This is a genomic window from Streptomyces capoamus (assembly GCF_014654935.1).
In the GTDB taxonomy this organism is placed as follows: Bacteria; Actinomycetota; Actinomycetes; order Streptomycetales; family Streptomycetaceae; genus Streptomyces; species Streptomyces capoamus.
In genome coordinates, this window is sequence record NZ_BNBF01000013.1 from 101445 (window position 1) to 107724 (window position 6280).

Annotated in this window: 5 protein-coding genes and 1 pseudogene; 5 read left to right on the forward strand and 1 reads right to left on the reverse strand. The window is 70.4% G+C overall.

Annotated elements, in window-relative coordinates; genetic code table 11:
- The 4 genes and pseudogenes from IE312_RS41150 to IE312_RS21170 all read left to right on the forward strand — a co-directional run.
- Positions 1-815: pseudogene (locus tag IE312_RS41150) on the forward strand (ABC transporter); the annotation flags it as partial.
- A gap of 162 nt (positions 816-977) precedes the next feature.
- Positions 978-1865 (forward strand): FadR/GntR family transcriptional regulator, encoded by an 888-nt coding sequence (locus tag IE312_RS21160; protein ID WP_189983924.1) that lies wholly within the window; start codon positions 978-980, stop codon positions 1863-1865.
- 446 nt (positions 1866-2311) lie between these two features.
- A complete protein-coding gene (locus IE312_RS21165) occupies positions 2312-3853 on the forward strand; it encodes an RNA polymerase sigma factor (protein WP_189983925.1) in 1542 nt (513 codons plus the stop codon).
- Positions 3854-3974: 121 nt separating this feature from the next.
- Positions 3975-4835, forward strand: a complete 861-nt coding sequence (locus IE312_RS21170; RefSeq protein ID WP_189983926.1) for a S1 family peptidase — start codon at positions 3975-3977, stop codon at positions 4833-4835.
- 97 nt (positions 4836-4932) lie between these two features.
- On the opposite strand, the gene IE312_RS21175 is transcribed toward IE312_RS21170, so the two are convergent.
- A complete protein-coding gene (locus IE312_RS21175) occupies positions 4933-5163 on the reverse strand; it encodes a DUF7455 domain-containing protein (RefSeq protein ID WP_030342923.1) in 231 nt (76 codons plus the stop codon).
- A gap of 441 nt (positions 5164-5604) precedes the next feature.
- On the opposite strand from IE312_RS21175, the gene IE312_RS41155 reads away from it, so the two are divergent.
- Positions 5605-6280 (forward strand): ATP-binding protein (locus IE312_RS41155; RefSeq protein ID WP_268254329.1); only part of this gene is annotated, 676 nt, incomplete at its 3' end.

Sequence of the window (6280 nt, forward strand, 5' to 3'; positions counted from 1 at the left end):
TCACCCCCTCCTCCCCCCTCCCGCCCCCCATCGCCGTGCGTCCCGCCCGCAGCCCCCTGCGCCCCCTTCGCTACGAGGTCCGGCGCGCCACCGGAATCGGCACCGGCTTCCTCGTCTGCGGCGGTGCGCTGGTGATGTCCGCGCTCATCGCCGTCCTCCTGGCGCGGCTCGGCCACACCCCGCGCGAGCGGCTCTTCGCGGCATGGCCGCGGGAACTGCCCCTGCCGCCCGCCGCGCTCGCCGCAGGGCTGCTCGGTGCCCTGGCCTTCGGGGACGAGTTCCGCCACCCCGCCCTGGCGGCGGACCGCGGCACCGTCCCCCGCCGGCTGGGGCTGCTCATCGCGAAACTGTGCGTCTCCGGGGCCACCGCGGTGCTGCTCGCCTTCCTCACCGTGGGCTGCGACGCCGAAGTGCTCTACATCGTGTACGGACGGGAGCCGGCGCGAGTTCCCGCGGACTGGCTCCCGCTCACCGCGAGTTGGTTCGGGCTCGTCGCCGGCTGCGCCTGGGCCGGCGTGCTGGCGGCCGGGGTGTTCCGGTCCACCACGGCTGGACTGGCCGCCGTTCTCGCCGTACCGGTTCTCGTCGTTCCCGTCGTGCACAAGGCCCTCGGGGGCCCGGCCGTGCGGCTGGCGGCCGACTTCCCGGTGCGGTTGCGGGCGGTCCACCTCCTGCAATGGCCGTTGGGCGGGGAGCGGTATCTGCTCGCGGCCGGGCGGATCCTGGCTCAACCGGTGGCTGCCGCAATGGCCTTGTCGCTCGCGGCACTGCTCTGCGCCTATCTCTTCACGGCACTGCGCACCCGGGTTCGATGACTACCGTGCGTGCGCTTCCGGTACCGATCTGTACGCAACTTCCCGAAGAGCGCCCATTTCTTTCCGATAAGGCGTCAATTGCGACGGCGTGAGCGATCACCCTTTCGTGTGCTTTTCACCAAAGACCTCAAGGGAGTTGGAGGCGGCGCCGACAAAGGATCCGTGAGTACCCTTGCGCACACCATGATGACCGCCGCCCGCTCCGCAGACTCAGGTCTGGCCGGCCCGGGCGAACTCGACCGCTACCCCTACGCCGAGGCCTCGGTGGCCGACCGCGTCGGCGCACCCCACTGGGACACCGGGGAGCCGGAGCTGGGCCGTGTCGGCCGACGGGCCGCGGGCAGCCGCGGACGCGGACTGCACGGCCAACTCGTCCAGCAGCTCGGGCAGATGATCGTCTCGGGCGATCTCGGGGCGGACCGCCCGCTGGTGCCGGAGGAGATCGGCCAGCGTTTCGAGGTCTCCCGCACCGTCGTCCGCGAGTCCCTCCGCGTCCTCGAGGCCAAGGGCCTGGTCAGCGCCCGCCCGAACGTCGGCACGCGCGTACGGCCCGTCAGTGACTGGAACCTGCTCGATCCGGACATCATCGAGTGGCGGGCCTTCGGGCCGCAGCGCGACGACCAGCGCCGGGAGCTGAGCGAGCTGCGCTGGACGATCGAGCCGCTCGCCGCCCGCCTCGCCGCCGGGCACGGGCGCGAGGAGGTGCAGCAGCGCCTGTGCGACATGGTCGAGATCATGAGCCACGCCATGGCGCAGGGTGACGCGCTCACCTATGCGCGCGCCGACACCGAGTTCCACTCGCTGCTCATCCAGATCGCGGGCAACCGCATGCTGGAGCACCTCTCCGGCATCGTCTCCTCGGCCCTCCAGGTCTCCGGCGGCCCGGTCACCGCCTGTGACCGGCCGAGCGAGGCGTCCCTGGCGCAGCACGCGCGGATCGTGGACGCGCTCGGCACCGGCGACGGCACCGCGGCGGAGGCGGCCATGCGCCAGCTGCTCACGGTCCACCCCGAGGTGGAGCGCGTGGTTCCCGCCCCGCGCGAGCACTGACCCCGCGAGGGGCGCGGTGCGGTCGCCGGTGTGCGGCGTGCGCGTGGTGCTTTCGGCGGCGCCGGGCCACGGGCGCCGGCCGTCGCCGGACCCCGCCGGACCTTCTGGAGTCCGGCGGGTCCGGCGGGTCCGATGGCGCGACGACAGGACCCGGTCGTCGGCGTGACCGGGATGGAGGTCAAGTGTGTCCATCTCTGTGCAGGTATGACCGCTTTTGACCGCTTACGGGGTGTGACTCGGGCCACGCAGATTGGGCGTAACGCTCGTGGGGACAGCGCGATGACCTAAGAGGTGACAGCCGCGGAGGGAATACGGACGCCAGACAAGGCGCTGTGCCTCTTCCCGGCCCCCGCCCGCGCCGTCGGCCCATCCCCAGGCCGGTGGTCGGCTCCCGTCCGCAGTGGACGGTGCCGGAAGCCGTTTTCCAACGTTCCGAGAGGTTGTTCGTGTCGGCCAGCACATCCCGTACGCTCCCGCCGGAGATCGCCGAGTCCGTCTCTGTCATGGCGCTCATTGAGCGGGGAAAGGCTGAGGGGCAGATCGCCGGCGACGATGTGCGTCGGGCCTTCGAAGCTGACCAGATTCCGGCCACTCAGTGGAAGAACGTACTGCGCAGCCTCAACCAGATTCTTGAGGAAGAGGGTGTGACGCTGATGGTCAGTGCCGCAGAGCCCAAGCGCACCCGCAAGAGCGTCGCAGCGAAGAGCCCGGCCAAGCGCACCGCCACCAAGACGGTCGCGGCGAAGACGGTGACCACCAGGAAGGCCACCACCGGCACGGCCGCCCCCGCGGCGCCCGCCGCCCCGGCCGTCGCCGAGTCCGCCGAGGAAGCCGCACCCGCGAAGAAGGCCGCCGCCAAGAAGACGGTTGCCAAGAAGACGGTCGCCAAGAAGGCCGTCGCGAAGAAGACGGCCGCCAAGAAGACCACGGCCAAGAAGGACGACGTCGAGCTCCTCGAGGAAGAGGTCCTCGAGGACACCAAGGTCGCCGAGGAGCCGGAGGGCGCCGAGAGCGCCGGCTTCGTCCTGTCCGATGAGGACGAGGACGACGCGCCCGCGCAGCAGGTCGCCGCCGCCGGCGCCACCGCCGACCCGGTCAAGGACTACCTGAAGCAGATCGGCAAGGTCCCCCTGCTCAACGCCGAGCAGGAGGTCGAGCTCGCCAAGCGCATCGAGGCCGGGCTGTTCGCCGAGGACAAGCTGGCGAACTCCGACAAGCTCGCCCCCAAGCTCAAGCGCGAGCTGGAGATCATCGCCGAGGACGGCCGCCGCGCCAAGAACCACCTGCTGGAGGCCAACCTCCGTCTGGTCGTCTCCCTGGCCAAGCGCTACACCGGCCGCGGCATGCTCTTCCTGGACCTCATCCAGGAGGGCAACCTCGGTCTGATCCGCGCGGTCGAGAAGTTCGACTACACCAAGGGCTACAAGTTCTCCACGTACGCCACCTGGTGGATCCGTCAGGCGATCACCCGCGCCATGGCCGACCAGGCCCGCACCATCCGTATCCCGGTGCACATGGTCGAGGTCATCAACAAGCTCGCGCGCGTGCAGCGCCAGATGCTCCAGGACCTGGGCCGCGAGCCCACCCCGGAGGAGCTGGCCAAGGAGCTCGACATGACCCCGGAGAAGGTCATCGAGGTCCAGAAGTACGGCCGTGAGCCCATCTCGCTGCACACCCCGCTCGGCGAGGACGGCGACAGCGAGTTCGGTGACCTCATCGAGGACTCCGAGGCCGTCGTCCCGGCCGACGCGGTCAGCTTCACGCTCCTGCAGGAGCAGCTGCACTCCGTGCTGGACACCCTGTCCGAGCGCGAGGCGGGCGTCGTCTCCATGCGCTTCGGCCTCACCGACGGTCAGCCGAAGACCCTCGACGAGATCGGCAAGGTGTACGGCGTCACGCGCGAGCGCATCCGCCAGATCGAGTCCAAGACCATGTCGAAGCTGCGCCACCCGTCGCGTTCGCAGGTGCTGCGGGACTACCTCGACTAGATCCCGCCCGCACGACGGCGAAGGCCCGGTCCCCTCGCGGGGGCCGGGCCTTCGTGCTGCGCGCCTGCGCCCCATGGATCACTCTGGGTGTCCCACGAGCACCGCGGAGTCAGGAGCATGCATGCGCCGTTCCCTTGCCCGGGCACTGATCCGGCCGCTGGCCCTGGCGGCCGCCTGCACGGCGATACCACTGGCGAGCCCCCCTCCCGCGGTCGCCGACAGCGTGGTGGTCGGGGGGTTCCCCATAGACGTGTCCCAGGCTCCCTGGACGGTGGCGCTGGCCAGCCGTGACCTGTTCGGAGGAAGGCGGGCGGGCCAGTTCTGCGGCGCCGTGGCCGTCGGGCGCAGCACGGTGCTCACCGCGGCCCACTGTCTGGCCGAGGAGGCCCTCGGGGTACCACCGGACCGGCTGCGCGACCTCAAGGTCATCGCCGGCCGCACGGATCTCCTCTCGGGGCAGGGCCAGGAGATCGCCGTCCGGGAGATCCGGGTCAATCCCGCCTACGACCGCCGGACGAACTCCGGCGACTTCGCGGTCGTCGGACTGGCCGACTCCCTGCCGCCGAACGCGGTCGTCGCCATGGCGGGCCCCGGCGACCCGGCCTACGCGCCGGGCACCGAGGCCCTGGTGTCGGGGTGGGGAGACACGACCGGCGCGGGTACGTACGCGCGCCGACTGCGCGCCGCACGCGTGCGCGTACTGTCCGACGAGCTGTGCGCCCGCGCGTACCCGGGCGGCCCTGACGGCGCGTACCGTGCCGACAGCATGCTGTGCGCCGGCGAGCCCGCCGGGGGCCCGGACGGCTGCCAGGGAGACAGCGGAGGGCCTCTGGTGGCCCAGGGGCGGCTGATCGGGCTGGTGTCGTGGGGGAGCGGCTGCGGACAGCCCGGACTGCCGGGTGTCTACACGCGCGTCTCCGAGGTCGTACGAGCGCTGCAGCCGGCCGCGACAACCCGCGCTCGGCCCTCCTCGTCCACGTGAGGGCGCGCGGGCATGAGCGCGGGCGGCCACTCCCTGGTGAGGAGCGGCCGCCCGTTCACCGGCCTGTGCCGGAGCTGGCTCGTCGTGGGTGCGAGATTCAGCGCTCTTCTTCCGAAACGGTGTTCGGAACGGAGGTCAGCCGCTCCGTCTCGTCCTGTATCTCAGCGGCGATCTTCTTGAGTTCCGGCTCGAACTTGCGACCGTGGTGGGCGCAGAAGAGCAGTTCTCCGCCGCTCAGCAGGACGACGCGCAGGTATGCCTGGGCGCCGCAGCGGTCGCAGCGATCGGCGGCCGTCAGCGGGCTCGCGGGGGTCAGAACAGTAGTCACGTCGCCTCTTCTCTAGCTCGACGAGCTGTCGTACCAGGGTCAACATCCAACCAGCCCGAAAACGTTCCCGCTCGTGGCTTTTCCTCGAAAAAATCTTTCGGGGTGGCGGTCTGCTGCCGGTTTGGCGGCGAATGTGCCGTATTGCGTCTCTTGTATGCGTACGGGTTCGCGCTGTCTTGCTGTCTCGGTCCTCCCGGCCGGGTTGCCGGTTGTTCATGAGGACGTGCCCGGAGCCTAAATGGTTCATGCCTCGAAGGGAACGTGATGTGTACTTCACCCCATCGAAGGATCGAACGCGTATGCGAGTGTGGACTAGTGTGAGATCCCGCCGAGGGTGGCGTTACACCGGCTCTACCAGGGCTCGGTACCCTCTGAGCGGCGACCGAAGCCGCCCCCTTACCCAAAAGGGGGCCACCTGAAATTCAGCGAGGAGCGAACCGCGTGACCGCCGATACGTCCGTGCCGTCCACAGCGCTGCTGGCAGGAGCAGACCGCGACGGTTCCAACTACACCGCGCGGCACCTACTCGTCCTCGAGGGCCTCGAGGCCGTGCGCAAGCGCCCAGGCATGTACATCGGCTCGACCGACAGCCGCGGTCTGATGCACTGCCTGTGGGAGATCATCGACAACTCCGTGGACGAGGCCCTCGGCGGCTACTGCGACCACATCGAGGTCGTCCTCCACGACGACGGCTCCGTCGAGGTGCGCGACAACGGCCGCGGCATCCCCGTGGACGTCGAGCCGAAGACCGGCCTGTCCGGTGTCGAGGTCGTCATGACCAAGCTCCACGCGGGCGGCAAGTTCGGCGGCGGCTCCTACGCCGCCTCCGGCGGTCTGCACGGCGTCGGCGCCTCCGTGGTCAACGCCCTCTCCGCCCGACTCGACGTGGAGGTCGACCGAGGCGGCCACACCCACGCGATCAGCTTCCGGCGTGGTGTGCCCGGTGCCTTCGCCGGGGACGGCGCCGACGCGAAGTTCGAGGCGAAGAGCGGTCTGCGCAAGGCCAGGAAGATCCCCAAGACGCGCACCGGCACCCGCGTGCGGTACTGGGCCGACCGGCAGATCTTCCTCAAGGACGCCAAGCTCTCCCTGGAGAACCTGCACCAGCGCGCCCGCC